Origin of the sequence: Guptibacillus hwajinpoensis, from assembly GCF_005144865.1 — a bacterium.
In the GTDB taxonomy this organism is placed as follows: Bacteria; Bacillota; Bacilli; order Bacillales; family Guptibacillaceae; genus Guptibacillus; species Guptibacillus hwajinpoensis_A.
The window spans coordinates 892,444-911,912 of the sequence record NZ_SWFM01000001.1; the positions used below are offsets into that span (position 1 = coordinate 892,444).

General features: G+C 40.2%; 21 protein-coding genes. 6 read left to right on the forward strand and 15 right to left on the reverse strand.

The features are described 5' to 3' along the window. Positions 1 to 40: 40 nt before the first annotated feature. The gene (locus tag FBF83_RS04445; protein ID WP_136945906.1) at positions 41 to 1,042 is read right to left on the reverse strand and encodes a zinc-dependent alcohol dehydrogenase family protein; all 1,002 of its coding nucleotides are present in this window, start codon (positions 1,040 to 1,042) and stop codon (positions 41 to 43) included. A gap of 346 nt (positions 1,043 to 1,388) precedes the next feature. Further along, on the reverse strand, positions 1,389 to 1,907 hold the full coding sequence (locus tag FBF83_RS04450) for an SRPBCC family protein (protein ID WP_240687971.1): 519 nt from the start codon (positions 1,905 to 1,907) through the stop codon (positions 1,389 to 1,391). 251 nt (positions 1,908 to 2,158) lie between these two features. Between FBF83_RS04450 and sinI the strand changes: the two genes are divergently transcribed. After that, positions 2,159 to 2,293 carry a DNA-binding anti-repressor SinI gene (sinI, locus tag FBF83_RS04455; RefSeq protein WP_136945908.1) on the forward strand — a complete coding sequence of 45 codons (135 nt, stop codon included), beginning with the start codon at positions 2,159 to 2,161 and terminating at the stop codon, positions 2,291 to 2,293. 55 nt (positions 2,294 to 2,348) lie between these two features. Here sinI and treR read toward each other — a convergent pair whose 3' ends face one another. The 4 genes from treR to FBF83_RS04480 all read right to left on the reverse strand — a co-directional run bounded on the left by treR (position 2,349) and on the right by FBF83_RS04480 (position 7,072). Beyond that, positions 2,349 to 3,068, reverse strand: coding sequence for a trehalose operon repressor (gene treR / locus FBF83_RS04460; protein ID WP_136945909.1), 720 nt, complete (start codon positions 3,066 to 3,068; stop codon positions 2,349 to 2,351). Between the two features lie 4 nt (positions 3,069 to 3,072). Further along, on the reverse strand, positions 3,073 to 4,764 hold the full coding sequence (gene treC / locus FBF83_RS04465) for an alpha,alpha-phosphotrehalase (RefSeq protein ID WP_136945910.1): 1,692 nt from the start codon (positions 4,762 to 4,764) through the stop codon (positions 3,073 to 3,075). A gap of 321 nt (positions 4,765 to 5,085) precedes the next feature. Beyond that, positions 5,086 to 6,489: a PTS system trehalose-specific EIIBC component gene (treP, locus tag FBF83_RS04475; RefSeq protein WP_136945911.1), complete on the reverse strand. Its 1,404-nt coding sequence runs from the start codon at positions 6,487 to 6,489 to the stop codon at positions 5,086 to 5,088. Between the two features lie 85 nt (positions 6,490 to 6,574). Beyond that, positions 6,575 to 7,072 carry a PTS sugar transporter subunit IIA gene (locus FBF83_RS04480; protein ID WP_136945912.1) on the reverse strand — a complete coding sequence of 166 codons (498 nt, stop codon included), beginning with the start codon at positions 7,070 to 7,072 and terminating at the stop codon, positions 6,575 to 6,577. A gap of 253 nt (positions 7,073 to 7,325) precedes the next feature. Here FBF83_RS04480 and FBF83_RS04485 point away from each other — a divergent pair, with 253 nt between their 5' ends. Then, positions 7,326 to 7,832, forward strand: a complete 507-nt coding sequence (locus FBF83_RS04485) for a cupin domain-containing protein (protein WP_136945913.1) — start codon at positions 7,326 to 7,328, stop codon at positions 7,830 to 7,832. Between the two features lie 32 nt (positions 7,833 to 7,864). On the opposite strand, the gene FBF83_RS04490 is transcribed toward FBF83_RS04485, so the two are convergent. The 5 genes from FBF83_RS04490 to FBF83_RS04510 all read right to left on the reverse strand — a co-directional run bounded on the left by FBF83_RS04490 (position 7,865) and on the right by FBF83_RS04510 (position 11,800). Then, positions 7,865 to 8,737 (reverse strand): aldo/keto reductase, encoded by an 873-nt coding sequence (locus FBF83_RS04490; RefSeq protein ID WP_420875116.1) that lies wholly within the window; start codon positions 8,735 to 8,737, stop codon positions 7,865 to 7,867. 47 nt (positions 8,738 to 8,784) lie between these two features. After that, the gene (locus FBF83_RS04495; protein WP_136945915.1) at positions 8,785 to 9,066 is read right to left on the reverse strand and encodes a hypothetical protein; all 282 of its coding nucleotides are present in this window, start codon (positions 9,064 to 9,066) and stop codon (positions 8,785 to 8,787) included. A 626-nt stretch (positions 9,067 to 9,692) separates the two neighbouring features. Further along, positions 9,693 to 10,646: an alpha/beta hydrolase gene (locus tag FBF83_RS04500; RefSeq protein ID WP_136945916.1), complete on the reverse strand. Its 954-nt coding sequence runs from the start codon at positions 10,644 to 10,646 to the stop codon at positions 9,693 to 9,695. Positions 10,647 to 10,761: 115 nt separating this feature from the next. Then, positions 10,762 to 11,424 (reverse strand): type 1 glutamine amidotransferase domain-containing protein, encoded by a 663-nt coding sequence (locus FBF83_RS04505; protein WP_169525174.1) that lies wholly within the window; start codon positions 11,422 to 11,424, stop codon positions 10,762 to 10,764. Between the two features lie 112 nt (positions 11,425 to 11,536). Then, on the reverse strand, positions 11,537 to 11,800 hold the full coding sequence (locus FBF83_RS04510) for a hypothetical protein (RefSeq protein ID WP_136945917.1): 264 nt from the start codon (positions 11,798 to 11,800) through the stop codon (positions 11,537 to 11,539). Positions 11,801 to 12,046: 246 nt separating this feature from the next. Between FBF83_RS04510 and FBF83_RS04515 the strand changes: the two genes are divergently transcribed. Continuing rightward, positions 12,047 to 12,844 (forward strand): peptidoglycan-binding protein, encoded by a 798-nt coding sequence (locus tag FBF83_RS04515; RefSeq protein ID WP_136945918.1) that lies wholly within the window; start codon positions 12,047 to 12,049, stop codon positions 12,842 to 12,844. A gap of 81 nt (positions 12,845 to 12,925) precedes the next feature. On the opposite strand, the gene FBF83_RS04520 is transcribed toward FBF83_RS04515, so the two are convergent. The 4 genes from FBF83_RS04520 to FBF83_RS04535 all read right to left on the reverse strand — a co-directional run bounded on the left by FBF83_RS04520 (position 12,926) and on the right by FBF83_RS04535 (position 17,036). Then, positions 12,926 to 14,026, reverse strand: coding sequence for an AI-2E family transporter (locus tag FBF83_RS04520; RefSeq protein ID WP_136945919.1), 1,101 nt, complete (start codon positions 14,024 to 14,026; stop codon positions 12,926 to 12,928). A gap of 4 nt (positions 14,027 to 14,030) precedes the next feature. Next, the gene (locus FBF83_RS04525) at positions 14,031 to 14,639 is read right to left on the reverse strand and encodes a serine/threonine protein kinase (protein ID WP_136945920.1); all 609 of its coding nucleotides are present in this window, start codon (positions 14,637 to 14,639) and stop codon (positions 14,031 to 14,033) included. 222 nt (positions 14,640 to 14,861) lie between these two features. Then, complete coding sequence (locus tag FBF83_RS04530; RefSeq protein WP_136945921.1) at positions 14,862 to 15,806, reverse strand: nucleoside hydrolase; 945 nt, start codon at positions 15,804 to 15,806, stop codon at positions 14,862 to 14,864. Between the two features lie 342 nt (positions 15,807 to 16,148). Continuing rightward, a complete protein-coding gene (locus FBF83_RS04535; protein WP_136945922.1) occupies positions 16,149 to 17,036 on the reverse strand; it encodes a diacylglycerol/lipid kinase family protein in 888 nt (295 codons plus the stop codon). A gap of 178 nt (positions 17,037 to 17,214) precedes the next feature. Here FBF83_RS04535 and FBF83_RS04540 point away from each other — a divergent pair, with 178 nt between their 5' ends. The 3 genes from FBF83_RS04540 to FBF83_RS04550 all read left to right on the forward strand — a co-directional run bounded on the left by FBF83_RS04540 (position 17,215) and on the right by FBF83_RS04550 (position 19,462). After that, complete coding sequence (locus FBF83_RS04540) at positions 17,215 to 17,442, forward strand: hypothetical protein (protein ID WP_136945923.1); 228 nt, start codon at positions 17,215 to 17,217, stop codon at positions 17,440 to 17,442. Between the two features lie 328 nt (positions 17,443 to 17,770). Next, complete coding sequence (locus tag FBF83_RS04545) at positions 17,771 to 19,033, forward strand: OFA family MFS transporter (protein WP_136945924.1); 1,263 nt, start codon at positions 17,771 to 17,773, stop codon at positions 19,031 to 19,033. A 69-nt stretch (positions 19,034 to 19,102) separates the two neighbouring features. Next, a complete protein-coding gene (locus tag FBF83_RS04550; RefSeq protein ID WP_136945925.1) occupies positions 19,103 to 19,462 on the forward strand; it encodes a DUF2294 domain-containing protein in 360 nt (119 codons plus the stop codon). Positions 19,463 to 19,469: the final 7 nt, after the last annotated feature.

Sequence of the window (19,469 nt, forward strand, 5' to 3'; positions counted from 1 at the left end):
GAACCCTCCATTGAATCGAGGGTTCCTTTTTCATTGCGTCTTATAGATTAGGTAAATCATTTTCAGCAACAACTTTACCGATCGTTTTGCCAGATTCTAAGCGAGCGTGAGCATCACCAATTGTCGTAAATTTGAATCTTTCTTCATCTAATATTGGTTTAATGGCTCCATGATCAACCATATGGGCGACTCGTGATAGAATTTCTCCATGATGCTCTCTGCCTTCGTTTGTTAGCATTGGAATGAGCATCAATACACCATGATAAGTTGCGCTTTTCACGTAAAGTGGTGTGATATCGTGTTCTCCACTACCTACAATACAAGCAACCTGTCCACCGTTTTTAACTGCTTGAAACGATTTCTCCATGTTTTCTCCACCTACTGTATCAAAGACAACATCGAATCCTTTTCCATTTGTGTATTGATTAACATACTCTTCAACAGACGTTTCCTTATAGTTAATAGCATAATCTGCTCCAAGATCTTTTCCAATCTCCATTTTCTCAAGTGTCGATGCTGTTGTGTATACGATCGCACCGAGTGATTTTGCAAGTTGAATCGCAATATGTCCAACTCCACCTGTTGCACCGTGAATTAGAACGTTCTGTCCAGGCTGGACATTGACCCGATCAACGAGAGCTTCCCATGCTGTAATGGATACGAGTGGCATTGCAGCTGCTTCCTGCATTGAAAGATTCTGTGGCTTTTTGGCTACTAGCTTTTGATCAACAATCATATGTTCACAGAGCGCACCACTTAGCCCTTGCACTCCACCTGCACATGCATAAACCTCATCACCTACTGCAAAATCACTCCCTTCATACACTTCCTCTACAATCCCAGCTACATCTCCATGTAGCACAGCAGGAAATTCTGGAGCAAAGGCTTCTGCTACCCCAGATCGGATTTTGAGATCCACAGGGTTCACACTCGTTGCTTTCACACTTATTTTAATTTCGCCTGATTTTAACTCTCTTAATTTAATATCTTCAATACTAAATTGGCTAGCTGATCCAAATTCTCGAATAACTGCTGCTTTCATAAAGATATTTCCTCCTTCTATTATTTACGTTTAAGCTTTTATTTGCCTCCTCATAAATCTTCCCTCATATCTTTTCGAACAAACAGGTATTGCATTTCATTTTTATGACAACACTTCTTGATACAGCCGGTCATTATCTTTTCATTAAAAAGATGCTGTCAGGTGACCGGCTGTACCATGGCAAGTCATTGCGAAAGCCCTTCTCAGCTAATGAGAGGGGCTTTTTCATTTTGGCTATTTCTTAGACATTGTTTCTAAGCGGTGGATTTTCGCTCCAATCATCTATGAGGTTATACAAACAAAACAACAATCTCTTAGAAAAAACCTTCATTTTTCTCTATTTCTTTTAGAGAATGTCATCTAAATAGCTTTCTAGTTGATCTAACGTTCCATTAAATCCTTGTTTAATCTGTTCCTTAGCAGTTTCAAATGTTTGATTTTCTTCTTCTGTTCCATTAAGAGGAGTTCCCCTAATAATTAGATTCGTTGTACTGTCTTGTTCTAAGAACGTTAGGGTATTCTGAATTTCTAATGGCCATGACGCACTAAACGGTGCACGGACCGTTTGCCCTACTGAATTGGAAAATGAACTTACAAACACTAGCTTCTTAGGCGCATCAATTTCCTGGAACTGAAACTTTCCCCACATCTCCATCCCTTCAGGTGACCGTTGCTTGTAAAGAAAGATACCATCAGAGCGAAGGTCGTATCGGATAACGTGCATTTCAAACCCTTTTGGTCCCCACCACTGCTCTAAATGTTCTCTACTTGTCCATGCTGCATACAGAAGTTCCCGAGGCACATCAAAGGTTCGTTTGATAACTAACTCCGTATGTTCTTTTTGAAATTCCGACTTGATTCCCACCTTCATCCTCCTTTATAAACCAATCATTCGTTGCAATAGTTGTATCTATCAAGAATTCTGCAAAAGTGGTGGATTTCCTTTACTTACGAGCACTATGTTCAAAATACATTTCGCATAGCTACTAGAGAAGAGAAAGAAAAATGAGAAAATTTGTTGAAGTTTGTCATAACTTTGTATATGATACTGTTAACCACCTAATCTAGGTGGTTAACAGTCAAGGTCAAACATTCAGAAAAAAGGGGAAATGTTATGTGAATAGCGAGAAAAGCTTACCCGAGGAATGGAGACGTCTGGTTGAGGAAGCTATGGAGTCAACCATTACGAAAGAAGAATTCAAGGCTTTCTTAATAGAAGTAGGACAACAAAAAGGGATTACTAGCGCTTAAACAAAAATGAGCCACACAGCAGGTATTCTTGCTGAGTGGCTCATTCTATTACTGCCTACTGCTTCTCACGTCTTGCAAAATCAACAAACCTGAATTTATCCAAGCGATGGCGAGATTCAGTATACTCGATTAGCGTTGTATCATTTAAGTACACGTAATTCCGTACAACAACGACATGTTTGTACTCATTTAAATCAAGATAGAGGATATCATCTTCATCCGCCTCTTCCACGACGATTTCCTTCTTTGCATAGCTAACCGTTAACCCCATGTCATTTTCGAGATAGTCATAAATGGAGTTCTCACAAATTGACCTGGTTAGTTCTGGAACGTAGTCAACCGGAAAATAATCGCGATCAAGAATGATTTTCTCACCATCGATTTCACGTGCACGTAAAACGTGCCAGACAAGCGCATCGTCAGATAGATCAAGTTGCTCCCTTACCCATTTTGATGGAATCTTTTTATCCAGGTCATGGACAATCGTACGGGAAGAACGATTCATCTTCTCAGAAAGTTCTTTAAAGCTCACAAGACCTGAAACAGGAAACTCATATCGGTTAAGATCGAGCACGACAGACCCTCGAGCTTTAATTTTTTGAATCATGCCATTCTGAGATAGCAAATTGAGAGCTTTTCGTATCGTCTCCCGGGAGGTACCGAACGCATCAGCGAGCTCATGCTCAGACGGTAGCTTGCTATTGGGCTTATACGTACCATCTCGAATGCTAGATGAGAGCTCATTGTATATTTGCTGATACTTTGTTTGTTTCATAGAATCACCTTGCCTGTGTTAGATGATAAACGATGGACTCATATGGACGTAATGTAATACGCTTAAAGAATTTTTCGCTATCTTCATAATTTGAAAGAAGAATCTTACTATGAAAGCCATCTACATCAATATGAGACGGAAGTTCAAACGTTGCTTCTTGCTCATAAAAATTATTAACGACTAGAAGCTTCTCATTCTTTCCATTACGAAGATAAGTGAAAAGCTGACGATCTTCAGGAAGAAGAAGCTCATAATCACCATACGTAATGAGATCAATATTTTTCCTAAGTGAGATTAAATTCTGATAATGCTCAAACACTGAATGCTTCTCTTTCAGCGTATCTTCAACATTAATCTGTTCGTAATTCTTGGCTACTGGAATCCATGGCTCACCTGACGTAAAGCCAGCTTGATCTCCTGAACTCCATTGGACAGGAGTTCTTGAATTATCTCGTGACTTATGGCGAAGAATCTCAAGAACTTCTTCTTCATTATAACCTTTCTCTTCTTTCAAAATCGAGAAAATGTTAAGAGACTCAACATCACGGTAAGAAGAAATAGCATCAAATTTCGGATTTGTCATTCCAATTTCCTCACCCTGATAAATGTAAGGAGTTCCTTGCATCATATGCATCGTTGTGGCAAGCATTTTGGCTGACTCTCGTCTATAGTCCCCATCATTTCCATAGCGAGAGACAATTCTGGGCTGATCATGGTTACACCAGAATAAAGCATTCCAGCCCCCACCTTCATACATTTCTTTCTGCCATGTAGATAGAATTTCCTTCAGCTTAAGGAAATCAAAGTCAGCAACGGACCATTTCTCTCCATTTGGGTAATCAACCTTTAAATGATGAAAGTTAAACGTCATGCTAAGCTCATTACGCTCAGGATTAGAGTATTTAATACAATCTTCAATTGTTGTAGAAGACATCTCACCCACTGTCATACTATTGTACTTCATAAACACATTGCGATTCATTTCGTTCATGTATTCATGCACACGTGGGCCATCAGTATAGAACTTTCGCCCATCGCCGGGTGCAACCGATCCATCATCATTTGGGAAATCCTGATTTTTTGAAATAAGATTAATAACATCGAGTCTAAAACCATCTACTCCTTTATCAAACCAGAATTTCATCATCTCATAGACTTCGTCTCGTACCTTCTCATTCTCCCAGTTTAAATCAGCCTGTGTTACATCAAATAAATGGAGATAGTATTGGCCAGTTTGTTTGTCAAACTGCCATGCGTTACCACCAAACTTAGACTGCCAGTTCGTTGGCTCCTCTCCGTTCACACAGTCTTTCCAAATGTAGTAATCACGATAAGGGTTATCTTTCGACTTACGAGATTCTACAAACCATTGATGCTCTGTTGAAGTATGGTTCACAACGATATCCATAATGATTTTAATGCCTCGTGAATGAGCTTCTATCAACAAGCGATCAAAATCAGCCATTGTTCCATATTCCTCATATATACTGAAGTAGTCCCGTATATCATAGCCATTATCATTCTGTGGTGAATCATAGATTGGCGTTAACCAAACAACGTCTACTCCAAGATCCTTTAAGTAATCAAGTTTCTCAATAATCCCTTGAATATCACCTGTTCCATTCCCGGTTGTATCATTAAAACTCTTGGGATAGATTTGGTAAACAACTGATTTTTTCCACCATGGTTGTTGCATCCTATTCAACTCCTCATTCACTACGTATTTATAAGCTGTTTTCTTGCTAATGTTGTGATTGATTTCCGCTGCAGGTGCTCGCTTTCCGCGGGGCGGGCGGTGAGCCTCCTCGGAGCGCTAAGGCGCGCCTGTGGGGTCTCACCTGTCCCGCTAGTCCCGCAGGAGTCGAGCACATTCCACTCCAATCAGCTAAGTGTGTACTTTATACAAAATTCTTTCAAAAGCGACAATCTATTAGAAAAGGGCCTTTTAATACAAAACAAAGGCGATACCATCGGAATCACCGAGTGGTAGAGTTCCTGATGATATCGCTAGTTTTCATTACTCGCTTACTTTTCTAACTTTCCCATACAGGAATGTTAATACAAATGGAACGACAAGAACAATCGCCATACCTGTAAAGAAGGCACCCCAGTACTCTTTGAAAATAGAAAGGAAGCCAGGGATTCCGCCAACACCGATTGAAGCAGCTTCAACTCCACTTACTGTAATTACAAGGCCAGCAATAGCAGAACCAATGATCGCTGCAAAGAATGGAAACTTAAACCGCAAGTTAACACCGAACAATGCAGGCTCTGTAACACCTAGAAAAGCAGATACAGCTGACGTTCCAGCAAGACCTTTCGTTTTCTCATTACGTGTAATTAGGATCATCGCAAGTGCAGCAGCACCTTGTGCAATATTCGATAGTGCAAGCATTGGCCATAAGAATGTGCTACCTGTACTACCAATTAACTGTAGGTCGACTGCAAGGAACGTATGGTGCATTCCTGTAATAACAAGGGGTGCATATAGTGCACCATAAACAAGACCACCAATTGCAGGTGCAAAATCAAACAATCCAATTAATCCATCTGTTAATAGATTCGCAATCCAGAATGTAACAGGTCCAATTAACGTAAAAGCAAGGAACCCTGTGACAAGAAGGGCAACTGGTGCCACAATCAGCATTTGAATTGAATCCGGTATTCGTTTATTGAGGAACGTTTCAATCTTGGCCAGAATATATGCTGAAACAAGTACTGGTAATACTTGACCCTGGTACCCTATCTTCTCAATTTCAAGTCCAAACAAATTCCATGTTGGAATTTCATCCGCTTGTCCGTATGTCCACGCATTTAGTAGATCAGGGTGTACAAGGATAAGACCAAGAACAATACCGAGCAAAGGACTTCCACCAAACTGTTTGGCAGCTGACCAACCGATTAAACCAGGCAGGAACACGAATGCTGTATTTGCGATCAGGTTAATAATACTCGCAAGATCTGCCCACTGTGGATACACTTCTACGAGTGGGTCGTTAAAGAAAATATCTGGCCCTGTGAGAATATTATTAATCCCGAGCAGCAAACCAGCCGTTACGATAGCAGGAAGAATTGGTATAAAGATATCTGCTAACGTTTTAACACCACGTTGCAAGAAATTCTGTTTACTTGCAGCAGCGTCCTTTACATCCTGTTTGGACGCGTTTTCAATTCCTGTAATCTCAGCAAAGATTTTATATACTTTATCAACTGTCCCTTGCCCAATGACCACTTGAAACTGGCCATTCGCAGAGAAGGAACCTTTTACCAGCTCATTATCTTCTAGAGCTTTTGTATCAACTTTACTTTCATCATGTAAAACAAGACGTAAACGAGTGACACAGTGCGTTGCGGTAGATATATTTTCTTTACCGCCGATTGCTTCTACAATTTCCTCGACCGATTGCCGATTAATCGCCATGTTTCCTTCCCCCTTAGAAAGAAATGTAATTGTTCAACCGGATAAACCTTGCGATATGCAAGGTTTATCTGGTTTAAAAAATGGTTTAGCTCTTTACTTTTGTAGTCATAATTTCTGTTTCATTCGTAGCGCCCTTTGAATACTTTTTGTCCACTGTTTCTAGAACGTCAGCGTTCGTAATGATAACAGGCGTAATAGTACTAGAAGCTTTTTCTTTTACAAGATCAAGATCAACTGTAATTAATGGATCGCCTATTTTGACCTTGTCTCCTTCTTTCACATGACCTTCAAAGCCTTCGCCACCCATGCCTACTGTTTCAAGACCAACGTGGATGAGGATTTCAAGACCTGATTCAGATTCAATGCCGACAGCATGCTTTGTATGGAAGAATTGAATGATCTTCCCGTTTACAGGTGAAACAACTTTACCGTCAGTTGGTTCAATTGCAACACCATCTCCCATCATTTTCTGAGAAAATGTTGGATCAGGTACTGTTTCAAGCTCTACAACTTCACCGTTTAGAGGGGCATAAATAACCTCATCTAGAGACTTTTCTTTTTTACCAAATAGTTTTTTTAGCATGTGAACATTCTCCTTTCAACCGCTTTCATTTATATCTATCTTGTATAGACAAGTTCTGCTTACAAATGCAGTTTATCTTGTATAGACAAGATAGTCAACTGAAAAGCTTACCTTTAAATAGAATATTTCTATGGGGGAAGGTAGGCTTTGACAGACAATAAAGGTTTTCCCGTATTCGCTTTCGATAAACTAAATAAGGTTTAATAAACTTCCATAACGTCTACTAATGAAAAACAAAGGGAGGAATTTACTAATGAACAATCAAAATGTCGAGACGTTCTATTTCTCAGATAACGGTCGCATACCGAATAATACTCTACCTCTAGTTCTCTATCGAAGAATCCTTGAGGATCGAATAGATTCTTGCGCAGAATTATTTAAACAAAACAATTGGACAAACTCTTGGGAAAACGGGGTATTCAATTACCATCATTATCACAGCAATACACACGAAGTTCTTGGAGTCATTAGTGGAACTGCTTCTATAACGTTCGGAGGTGTAAATGGAGAAACCGTTGAAGTGGAAAAAGGAGATGTCGTTGTCATTCCTGCTGGAGTTGGTCATAAGAAAGAACAAGGGTCAACAGATTTCAAAGTAGTCGGAGCCTACCCTAATGGAATGCCACACGATCTAAAAACAGGAAAAGTGGAAGAGAGACCTGAAGTGCTGGAAAACATTCAAAATGTGCCTCTACCTTCCACTGATCCTCTTCAAGGTCGTAATGGTTACTTAATTGAACAATGGTCGAATATAGATTAAATCACAAAAAAAGACGCCCAGTGGCGTCTTTTTCATGAGGAGTATTGGGATTTCTTAAACCCTGGGACTGTCTTTTCATAGAAATCCAGGTTATCTGGGTGATGTGCAATGCGATTATCAGCATGCAAAGAATCAATCGAAACCATGTCTTCTTTCGTTAATTCAAAATCAAACAAATCGGCATTCTCTTTAATGCGTTCTTCATGAGCTGATTTCACATTAAGAACAATCTCATGTTGAAGGCACCAACGAAGTACTACTTGGGCTGGTGTCTTGCCGTATTGCTTACCAATGGCTCGAATAACGGGATCATTAAGCACTTGTCCCCGCTTCAGCGGAGACCAAGCTTCTACTTGGATACCCTTCGATAGGCAATAATCACGAACTTCTCCTTGAAGCAACTCAGGATGAAACTCAATCTGGTTAATCACTGGTTTGACACTTGAAATTTTAGAAATCGCTTCAAGATGGTGTGGTTCAAAGTTACTAACTCCAACCGCACATACCTTCCCTTCATGATAGAGCTTTTCTAGCGCCTGCCACGTTTCAGGATACATCCCTGGAACAGGCCAGTGAATTAAATACAAATCAAGATAGTCGGTTCCAAGTCGTTCTAATGACCGTTCGAAGGCCCTAAGCGTCGCATTGTAGCCTTGTTCATCATTCCATACTTTCGATGTAATAAAGAGATTGTCTCTTTGAATACCTGATTCTTTAATCGCACGACCGACAGATTCTTCATTTCCATAATAAGAGGCTGTATCAATTCCTCGATAACCCGTTTCAAGCGCAATTTTCACAGCATTCTTCGTTTCCTCACCATCTCCAAGCTTAAAAACACCAAAACCGAGATATGGCATTTTCACACCATTCGAAAGAGTTACACGCTTATCAATGCCCATGATCTAGCCTCCTTTAGGTTTGCAATCGACCCCTCTTTACCAAAATACGACTAATGAACCAACTTCTTATATTCCTCAACGAACAGACTTGGATCCTTCTTTATAATATAAGAAACAACACCGCGATTCGTATGAAGATACAAAAACCCGTAAAGTGCAGAAGTAAAACGATAAGACACATCAAAAACATCCTTAAGTGCAAAATCCTCCTGCCCCGCTCGAATCCGATCCTCATATAACTCTATCGCATGCTCCTCCTCAATCGTCCTTTGCCCAGTACGTTCCATCCTACGTTCAACAACAACAAACGGCTGAGTAAAAATAATATCCAAACAATCACAATTCCTTTCTCAAAAGCGTAGACGAGCGTTTAGAAACGGAGATATTGGAACTCTTGAACTGGAACACGTTTTTTTGTGTTCCGGTGAAAGAGTGAAATATCGTAGTTTCTGCGAGTCGTAGCTAGATGTCAAAAGCGGAAGTGGGCGTTTAGACCCGTCAGGCACTGGAACCCTATAAATTGAACACGTTCTTTGTGTTCGAGTTATAGGGTGAAGTGACAGAGGGTCTGCCCACTGCAGCTAGATGTCAAAAGCGTAGACGAGCGTTTAGAAACGGAGATATTGGAACTCTTGAACTGGAACACGTTCTTTGTGTTCCGGTGAAAGAGTGAAATATCGTAGTTTCTGCGAGTCGTAGCTAGATGTCTCAAAAGCGGAGCGGGCCGGTTTAAATCCGCAGGATGTTGGAGCCCATGAGACTGAGACGTTTTTTGTCTCATTCGATTGGGCGAAACAGCCGGAGGATTTGGCCCGCGCAGCTAGATGTCAAAAGCGGAAGTGGCCGTTTAGGTCCGACAAGCGCTGGAAGCATTTCATTTGAACACGTTCTTTGTGTTCTAATGAAATCCTGAAGCGACTCGATGACCTGCCCACTGTAGCTGGACGGTTACCCCAACCTACTTCACCACCGAGCCCTCATATAACACCCTTCTCAATTCTTCACCAAGCTCTTCCACTGCTGCATAAGCTTCTGGGACAATACCTGTCATACTGATAAATCCGTGTACCATTCTATCATATCGTTTAACAGTTACCGTACCCCCAGCTTGACTGATTTGTTCAGCATAGGCCTCCCCCTCATCACGTAGAGGATCGTATAGAGCCGTAACAATATGAGTAGGTGGAAGATTACCTAGATGATTTGAATGAAGGGGTGACAAATGAGGATCAAACGGATCAATGGTCTCATCTACATATTGTTTGTGGAACCATTCCATTTCTAATGCTGTTAAAAAGTACCCGTCACTGTTTTCCTTATATGAAGGATACGTTTTCGCACTATCCACTACTGGATAAATCAACAGTTGATAAGCGATCGATGGACCTCCCTGCTCCAAAGCCTTAATTGCTGTAACAGCTGCAAGGTTTCCACCTGCACTATCACCGCCAACGGCTATACGTGTATGATTAATTCCTAATTCTTCTGCATGTTCATGTGTCCAAAGGAAAGCTTGATAAGCATCTTCTGTAGCTTTCGGGAATTTGTGCTCAGGTGCAAGACGATAATCAACTGAAATGACAACGCATTTTGAGCGATTCGATAGCAATCTGCAAAACACATCATGCGTTTCAAGATTACCGTAGACAAAGCCACCTCCATGATAGAAAACGAAGGCAGGTAGGGTCTCGTCTTGAGTATCAGTAGCAGGATAATAGCATCTGACGTTTAATTTATTCTTCTCGAGATGAATAATTCGATCGACGACCTTAGCTACAGGTTCTCCTCGGCCCGCCATTATAGACGCACTATCATTAAATTTCTTTCGCGCTTCATCTAGAGCTAGGTTATAGAGAGGTGGCTTATTTTGTTGTGAGTGTAAAAGCCATTGAATCGATTCGTATACTGGCATTCATGAACCTCCTTCTACTCTAATACTCTTCTTTCTTTCTACACCTGGTATCCAAGTTCCTTGTTAGATCATTAGATAGAAAAAAAGCAGACCGCTTAGGGTCTGCTGCTTTTTCTTACTTTCCTTCGATTGCTTCGATGATTTTGTTAGCAGCACTTTCACTTGATTGAGGGTTTTGTCCTGTAATCAAGTTACCGTCACGAACGGAAAATACTGACCAGTTATCAGCTAATTCGAAGTTTGCGCCTTTTTCACGAAGCTTCGTTTCTAGTAGGAATGGCATTTGTTCTACTAGACCCATTTCGCGTTCTTCAGAGTCTGTAAATGCACTTACTTTCTTACCTTTTACTAGTGGCGTACCATCTTTGTACGTTACGTTAACAAGTCCTGCTGGACCGTGACATACAGATCCGATAATTTTCTCAGCTTCTGCCTGCTCTTGAAGGATGTGTTGTAATACTTCGCTATCAGGGAAGTCAAACATCGTGCCGTGACCACCTGGTAGGAATACAACATCAAAGTTGTTTGCATCTTCTTTTGTTACCTTCGTTGTATTCTTAAGTTGGTTCTGAGCATCTTCCCACTCTTTTGGATCTTCTTCTGGAATACTATTTGGATCAAGTTCCACTTCTCCACCTTGGATTGAAGTGACTTTAATATCGTAACCTTTTTCCTTGAAGATGTTATAAGGAACAGCGAACTCTTCTAGCCAGAGACCTGTCTTATGCTCTGAATCGATTTCTGTATGATTTGTTAGAACCATTAATACTTTAGTCAATGGAATTCCTCTCCTTTATCTTCATTATACTGTAGTTCATCATGACCACTTTAGTACAATACCCGATGCACAAAAAAGTATGCATCAAATTCTACATCGGAGAAAAATTGTTTCAGTATAACAATTTCGGAATGATAAAAAAGAGATAGAATATGTTTAAAAACACTGCACTCATAACAAGAAGCGTTTTCTGAGTCTTCAATTGCAGGATGTACATTATTAACCACAGTAGTAATAATCCGACCGGAACGAGAGCATACATCGTGTTATCACTTAGCAGAAAAACCCCTATAAGCTCTAGAATTGAGTATGGAACAATAATAACGCCCAAGATGACGTTGATAATATGAATCCATTTACGATCTAACTGTTTCATCTATAGAAACTCCTTTCCCTACAATTCACGTTTCTGGAACCACCTTCTATTCTCTGATTCACTTGATCAAGAGTCAATCTTCTTTTTATCGTTTGTCTAGAAAGGAGGGAAATAAGTCACTCTCTCTCCCATTATTTGGACAGATCATGAACATTTCGTAGTGATTTTTAGCTTTGACGACGAATAGTGTGATTCCTTCCCGAAAGCTTTCACGTGTGTAAAGCATTAAAACGGGGAGGAATTAACATGATACGAAACATAAGAACGATGGCAATGCTCCTGTTAGCAAGCGTAATTTTTGTTGCTACACCAACATTTGCATCAGCTGAATTGGGAGATCGAACACTACAGGAAGGTGATCAGGGCTCAGATGTTTCTGAATTACAGGATTACCTAATGACAAAAGGTGTTTTTCCATATCATACAGCTACTGGCTATTATGGAGATATTACAGAGAAAGCCGTTAAAGACTTCCAGCGCTCAAGAAATCTTAAAGAAGACGGGATTGCTGGATCTGAAACGAATCAAAAGATTAAAGTTTTACGTCAAGGTGATATTGGTAAGCAAGTTATACATATCCAGAGCCAGTTAGAACAAACGAATTATAACGTATCGATGGACGGTATTTATGGATCTGGTACAGTTGAGGCAGTTGAGCAATTTCAGCGCAACAACAACCTGGAAGTTGACGGCATTGCGGGTCCAGGTACGCGTAGAGCATTAGACCGCAAAGCTTCACATAAGTCAGCAGCTGGGAAAGAATTAACTGTTGAAAGCACCGCATATACTGCTGATTGTGATGGGTGCTCAGGCGTAACAAAGATGGGACTTGATTTAAAGACCTATCCAGATGCAAAAGTTATTGCCGTGGATCCTAACGTTATTCCACTTGGCTCGATTGTTGAAGTAGAAGGATACGGTGTTGCCATAGCTGCAGACATCGGTGGTGCTATTGATGGAGATCGAATTGATGTGTTTGTTTCCGATCAAGATGATGCAATGAATTGGGGAAGAAAAGACGTATCAATTAAAGTAATTGAGTAGTAATACAATATGGTCTTAAAAAAGCTGAATAACAAAAGGACAGGTTCTCTTTACTGAGGAGCCTGTCCTTCTTTTATCACTCTAGCTACGCGTGGAATGCTTCCCGTGCTGTTGCAATTTAATTAATCGATACGTGTGAGTGAAAATCACTTTTAATACCGCATATGTTGGTATCGCAAGGATCAATCCAAGGAAGCCAGCAAGACTACTAGCAACTAGTAGCAATAAAATGATAGTTAAAGGGTGGATATCCAGTTTCTTTCCCATTACGAGTGGTGAAACAAGATTACTTTCAATCTGTTGAATAACAATGACTCCGAGTACAACCCAAAGTGCAGTAAGTGGTGATTGAATAAGACCGACTATTACCCCCGGGGCAGTTCCAATAATTGGACCAATAAACGGTACAACATTAAGAAACAACGCGATTAATGCCAGAATTAAAGCATAATCCAAATCGATAATCACGTACCAGATGTAGACGAACGTTCCAATAAACAAACTTACTATCAGTTGCCCTTGAATAAATCCACTAAGTGCATCATCCATATCTTCTAGTATTTTCGCACCTTCTTTTCTATGCTCTCTTGGCACTACCCGTAATAAGGACGGCATCAACTTCTTTCCATCTTTCAACATGAAAAAAAGGATAAAAGGAAGTAGAGCAATTCCGATCAGTACATTTGTTACGACATTGAGAATTGAGAAAATATAATTTCCAAATGACGAGCTGATTTCACCTATTGAACCAGAAATTCGGTCAGTTAAACCATTAACGTCAACCATATCACTTTGAAGAAATCTAGCTATGTAAGGGTTCCTTTCCCAATCGCTAATCGCTTTCTGTAGATCTGAGATTAGAGTCGGTGCTCCTTTGACAAGGCTATTAAATTGATCAATAAGAACAGGACCAATACTAATTACAAGACCTGTTACGCCACCAGCAAGCGCCAAGTAAACGATTAGTATCCCAAGCGGACGAGGTATTTTCCATTTTTCTAGTAGTGCAATAACTGGTCTTAGAATATAGTAGAAAACACCAGCTGCAATGATAGGAAACGCAAGTGTCGTTACTAAAATAACAAGCGGTCGAAATATGAAGTCAATCCTACTACCCACCCAGATGACTGTGAAGATGAGAAGCAGCCAGACGAAAAAGCGAAATAATCGAGATTGCTGCATGAAATCACATCCTTTTTTTGATTCGTATATAACCATGACGATAGAGTTTGATGATTGTCTCTATCACCCATTTTGGATACTTTTTTGGAAAATAACTGTGTTGATAATAGGCATAATAGACAGATTTCAGATCATCCCAATGCGTACATATGGTAGATTGACGAAAGCGAACGACATCAATGACCCTAACTTCCCCGCTTGAAAGAAGCATCACATTTTGTAGGTGTGTATCAGATGGATTTAAGTCTTTCTGACGAGCATAGTCCAGTGCTTGATCCACCTTCTTAATTATCTCTTCCGTGATCACTATTCCTTGTCTTAAACATTCATAGAGTGTCATACCTTCTAGATATTCAAGAACGAGGTAACCCGCTCCTTCTTCATAAAGTATCGGGTAATAATTAGCATTATCAAGTTCATGATAGATGGACGCTTCCTGCGCTGCTAGATGAACATACTCTGGATAGAAAACCTTCAGTACCTTTTTTTCACCAGGTAGCTTAAATACGACCGCACTTCTCCCTCTTCCTACAATAACAAGCTCATCTGGTTTCGTAACAACTGTTTCTCCTTTAATGATAATACGCGTAACCACGTTAGCTATATCATTCACATCCGAGCACCCTCTTCATAAACAATCATACCAGTTCACTATTTCATAAAATTAAGTATACTTTACTCCTTCAACGATAGGAAAGGTCCAAAGATTTGGCAAAAGCCTGTCCTTCTATTTCATATAAGAATAAATTAGGTCGAATAGCAAACCTGTTATTCGACCATGGAAGAAGTTTCATATAGAACTATACGAAGAAGAGTAATAAGATGTTTCACTTCATTAGAATTCATCTCCACTCATTGTCCCCATAAACGATTTGTAAAACGATAAATAATCTAGCGAGATTGCTACAGAATGGATTGGTCTTCCATCGAAATCATGAGGATCAAACGTTTTTCGAAAATCTCCGATGCTTAGTCCACGCGCTTCACCCGAAATCTCCACAGCTACAGCCGTACGATAGAACTCACACATCTTTCCCTCTCTTACTCCCATCAACGTTAGGGCATCATGAACAGGAGCGCCTTCAATGCCAGGCACCTTTTTCTTATAGAATTCCTCATAATAATAATCAAGTAGCGGCTTCAACAAATGAGTTCTGTCTTTTCTATTAATATAATTCACCATCCCTGGCGTAACGATTGCGTTCTGCGTCACATTCAACGGATAAAGAAAAACATTTTCTGCATACCTCATTACAATGTTAGCAGCAACAGGGTCAGCATAGAAATTGGCTTCAGCACTAGGCGTCACATTACCTGGAACGTTAAAAGCTCCACCCATGATGTAAAAGGAGTTAATCGACTTCATTGTATCAGGATAGAGTAGAAACAGTGTGGCGAGTGAAGTCATTCTTCCAACATTTACAATCACAAGATCTGAATATTTTTCAATTATACCTATAACCTCGAAGAAATTCTCCAATGCAAGAGCATTGGCAGGCGGTGGTGAAATAGGTCCTAACCCCTGTGGTCCATGAACATCCGGGTAGAAAACAGGAACCTCTCCTGTCATCGGCTTCTCAGCTCCACCCATGACTGGAATATCCGTTCTTCCTATTTTCTCTAATAAGTATCGCACATTTCGTGTTGTCTGTTTTTTTGAAACATTACCATAGCAAGCCACAATTCCAATAACATCAATATCGTTGGATAAGTAGGCATAAATCAGAGCAACCGTGTCATCAATTCCTACATCTCCAAAAAAAAGCACCTTCCTTCCCAACCTTTACACCTCATTCCTCATCATTTCTATACTGATTAGCATATTCATTCATTCTAAGTTTAGAAGATTGATCTCGATGAAGCGTTAGTTATAGAAAAGATAAATACAATGACATAAAGAAAGGCTCTTTCCTCAAAGATTGTTGCTTTTGACAGAGTCTTTGTATAAAGAATCAAACCTGGCTGATTGGAGCGGCGCTCGACGCTTGCGGGACTAGCGGGACAGTTGCCGAGGAGGCTTACCGCCCGCACCAAGGAAAGCGGGCAGGAGCGGAAATCACCCTCACTCTTATAGCAACAATGTTTACGAAAACAGCCTAAAGAAAAGAAGAGTACAAATTCCCTACTCTTCTGGAACAAATATATTTAGTTCGTTATGCAAGACCTTCGCCTCAAAGGGTAGATGAACCCCCTCATCACCATCGATATTCACAACAAGATCTTCTTCAGATTCGACTTTTAGATTAGATGCTGCGAAATATTCAACCTGTCCATTGTTCTGCAATTTACCACTCAATAGATCCGGTATAATTTTAAACACTTGCGGGAGTGATAACTCTCTTAAAATAAACACATGGAAATAACCATCATTTACTTCTGCATGCTCAGCGAAAGATTCAATTCCTCCAACAGAATTTGTTAACGCCACAAGCATGATATAAGCTTTTCCTTCCCACACCTTTCCATCATAAGATATGTTGAGATTAAAAGGTGTTTTATCTTTTAAAGCTTTTGCACCTTCAATTAAATAAGCAAGTGGTCCGAACCTTGATTTCTGTTCCGGACTAACGTCATACACAGCTTCCGCTATAGCACCAACTGCAAGAACATTCATAAAATAGCGATTATTAATTTGACCAATGTCAACCGGCTTTGTATGCTGCTGGCTGAGAACTTGGAGCGCTTTTTGGGGTTGCATAGGAATGCCTAGTGCCCTTGCGAAGTCGTTAACAGTCCCAAGTGGAATAAATCCAAAATCTGGCCGTTCTGATTCCATTGCAAGGCCGTTGACGGCTTCGTTAATAGTGCCGTCACCTCCCATTGCTACAAGTGTATTAAAATGATTTTCACAAGCAGCTCTTGCAAACCGAACAGCGTCCCCTTCTTTTTCTGTATACTTCACAGTCACATCAATATGATTCTGTTCTAGAATGGCTACAGCATCATCTTCAAAATCTTTAGCTTTTTCTTTACCCGAAGATGGGTTAATAATCAGCATCGCTCGCTTCAATGAAAAGCCCTCCTTAAGACAATAATCATTATGTATTCCGCTTCATTCATTCCCTTCTTTCCATTTCTCGAAACAGTTTTGACCGTTTTACTAAGCTTTCCACCCGAGAAATGAAGGACGAATACGAAGAAATTAAGTGGTAATGAACAGTCGATTTAAACAGAAAGGATTAGAAAACTTGAAAAAACAACTCTATTTCTCTATAAGTTTTATCATTCTATTTTTCTTCTTACAATTTATATCAGGACTCTCTTCCACATTGTTCTTTAATAAAGAGTCCTATTCGCGTGTTGGTGACTATACTACTGCTGAGAACTCTGTCCTTACTACTATCATCGTGATCGCAATCTCTGCTAGTCTAGCTTACTTTATTCAGAGATGGATGATGAAAAGAATTTCTAAATAATCTATTACCATACTTCTTTAATGAATTTTCAATAAAATAATTTTCAAAAGAGTTTCTCTATTGATAAAAAATTACAGTTCATGCTATTATTTAGAAAAGTTCATAATTGTGTAACATTTTTCGACACGAGATAGCGAACCTGTCGTCGGTCCAAAGGGCTACACTATTTTGAAAGCGATTAACTGTTGGTTTGTATAGTAGCGTAACCTGCTAACAACTAACTGTCGATCTCCTATTAGAGAATTTCTATTCTCTCTATTGGTAGATAGACAGTTTTTTATTTTATTAGCATTGTTAGCATGGTAAAGAACTAAAGGGGATGAAGTGGATGAGCAAGGTGAAAAACAGATGGCTAATCGCAGCATCTGCAGTAGGAATACATATTTCAATTGGTTCCGTTTATGCATGGAGTAATTTTACCGATCCATTAATTAACGAGTTTGGCTGGTCTGCAAAGCAAGTTCAATTCACATTTAGTCTAGCTATCCTTTTTCTTGGATTATCAGCAGCTTTTATGGGACATTTTGTAGAAAAATATGGACCTAGGAAATCAGGACTTCTAGCAGCAAGCTTCTTCGGTATTGGGATCTTTGGATCTGGCCTCGCCGTAAATATGGGTTCATTACCACTACTCTATATTTTCTATGGAGCACTAGGAGGAATAGGGCTTGGGGTTGGGTATATCGCTCCTGTATCGACACTTGTTAAGTGGTTCCCTGACCGTCGCGGCTTAGCAACAGGGCTTGCAATTATGGGCTTTGGATTTGCTGCAGCAATCGCAAGTCCAGTCATGGACATATTAATTAAATCAATGGGAACGGCTAATACGTTTTATATTCTAGGCGCAAGTTATTTCATCATTATGGTTGCCTCTTCCCTCTATTTAGAGAAGCCACCTGAAGGCTGGATGCCTGAAGGTTTTGAAGAAAAGCAGAAGAAATCAAAAACGAAGGGTGACCTTGCTCAATTAACAGCAAATGAGGCCATTAAAACAGCACGATTCTACTTCTTATGGCTAATGCTCTTTATTAATGTTACATGTGGTATTGCGATCCTGTCTGCTGCAAAACCTCTTGCACAGGAAAGTATCGGGCTATCTACTGCAGAAGCAGCAGCACTAGTTGGCGTGCTGGGTATTTTTAATGGACTTGGACGAATCGGTTGGGCTTCCATATCCGATTACATCGGTCGACCAAATACGTACACGACATTCTTTGTTCTACAGATTGGGCTATTCGCTCTTCTTCCACATACGACGACGGCAATTCTGTTCCAAATCATGCTCGCAATCGTCTATACGTGCTACGGTGGCGGCTTTGCGTCCATTCCAGCTTTCATTGGAGATATGTTCGGCACGAAACAACTCGGTGCAATTCATGGCTATATCCTAACTGCTTGGGCAGCCGCAGGATTAGTCGGCCCTATGTTTGCTGCATGGATGAAAGATACAACAGGAAGCTACGCTGCTAGTTTGACATTTTTTGCTGGGATGTTCGTCATTGCGCTCATTATCTCGATTGTGATTAGGAAAGATATTCGTCGGTTGCGTAAAGAAAATGCCCTTCAACCTGCTACAAATATGAATACGTAAGATCTTTTTAAAGTGATGATCCTGTGGTAAAGTATGGATAAGATCATCAAGATAAGAAAGTAGGACGCAATGAATAAGTATGAAGCAGAATTCAGCAACCTTGTTCGTTCTTTTCGAAAAAAGCACATGGGCAAAGGGCCAAGTAAGATTACAACAACGTTTTGTAAGAATTGGGCCATTTGCGAAATGGAAGGCAATCTTTCACCTGTTGAGAAGTTCATTGCTAGCGCAAATGAGGGCAAGCAAATGCTTCGAGCTGCAAGAACTGAAATGGTAAAAGAAATGTACAGAAACAATCCTCCCGTACAAATGGAAGAGTTCCTCGGGAGTAAGTTCGTAGACCTTTTCGTAGACATCGACATTGACCGCGATTTCGGCATGTCAATCTTTGTCTTTGATGACAATATTCAAGAAAAATATTCTAAATAGGTTAGGC

Coding starts and splice junctions, on each gene's coding strand:
- FBF83_RS04545 (WP_136945924.1), top strand. CDS start 17,771: ATGAGCAAGGTGAAAAACAGATGGCTAATCGCAGCATCTGCAGTAGGA.
- FBF83_RS04500 (WP_136945916.1), bottom strand. CDS start 10,646: ATGCCAGTATACGAATCGATTCAATGGCTTTTACACTCACAACAAAAT.
- FBF83_RS04480 (WP_136945912.1), bottom strand. CDS start 7,072: ATGCTAAAAAAACTATTTGGTAAAAAAGAAAAGTCTCTAGATGAGGTT.
- FBF83_RS04445 (WP_136945906.1), bottom strand. CDS start 1,042: ATGAAAGCAGCAGTTATTCGAGAATTTGGATCAGCTAGCCAATTTAGT.
- treP (WP_136945911.1), bottom strand. CDS start 6,489: ATGGCGATTAATCGGCAATCGGTCGAGGAAATTGTAGAAGCAATCGGC.
- FBF83_RS04510 (WP_136945917.1), bottom strand. CDS start 11,800: ATGAAACAGTTAGATCGTAAATGGATTCATATTATCAACGTCATCTTG.
- treC (WP_136945910.1), bottom strand. CDS start 4,764: ATGCAACAACCATGGTGGAAAAAATCAGTTGTTTACCAAATCTATCCC.
- FBF83_RS04485 (WP_136945913.1), top strand. CDS start 7,326: ATGAACAATCAAAATGTCGAGACGTTCTATTTCTCAGATAACGGTCGC.
- FBF83_RS04515 (WP_136945918.1), top strand. CDS start 12,047: ATGATACGAAACATAAGAACGATGGCAATGCTCCTGTTAGCAAGCGTA.
- treR (WP_136945909.1), bottom strand. CDS start 3,068: ATGAAACAAACAAAGTATCAGCAAATATACAATGAGCTCTCATCTAGC.
- FBF83_RS04550 (WP_136945925.1), top strand. CDS start 19,103: ATGAATAAGTATGAAGCAGAATTCAGCAACCTTGTTCGTTCTTTTCGA.
- FBF83_RS04520 (WP_136945919.1), bottom strand. CDS start 14,026: ATGCAGCAATCTCGATTATTTCGCTTTTTCGTCTGGCTGCTTCTCATC.